General features: G+C 35.6%; 1 protein-coding gene. It reads left to right on the forward strand.

Going from position 1 to position 435, the window contains the following annotated elements; all coding sequences use genetic code 11:
- Positions 1–220: 220 nt before the first annotated feature.
- The coding region (locus GFC01_RS18295; RefSeq protein WP_207707658.1) for a hypothetical protein at positions 221–435 on the forward strand (215 nt) is incomplete at its 3' end.

A 435-nucleotide genomic window follows, 5' to 3' on the forward strand; every position in this document is an offset into this window, starting at 1 on the left:
AAACAAGACAAATCACCTATGAAAGCTTCATTCATCAGACGGAACGTATCTTGAAGAGTTGACAAAAGTAAGCAATCTTAACCCCTCCATTTATCGACAAGAACTTTTATAGTTCTCCAAAATCAAACATAAAGTTACAATTTTCCTATTCTTCCACAAAGTTTCTCATGGTATGCTTTTCTTGCAACAAAATTTAACAGAAAAGGGAGAGAAAAGAAGCATGAAGAAGTTTTTGAGCAAATCGCTCAGCTCTGTTGTATTTTTCGCTTTAGCTATCATTCTTACTTTCACAACAGTAGCTCCTGGGCAAGCAAGCGCTGCAACTTTCAAAGGAATTCCTTTTGAACAGCAGCAAATCATTAAAGAATTATTGGAGAAAAACGAGCGTGTCATCAACATTCTCATCAATTCATTTGTTGAGGAAGACAACAACTA

The organism is Desulfofundulus thermobenzoicus (assembly GCF_009428905.1).
Lineage (GTDB): Bacteria > Bacillota > Desulfotomaculia > Desulfotomaculales > Desulfovirgulaceae > Desulfofundulus_A > Desulfofundulus_A thermobenzoicus.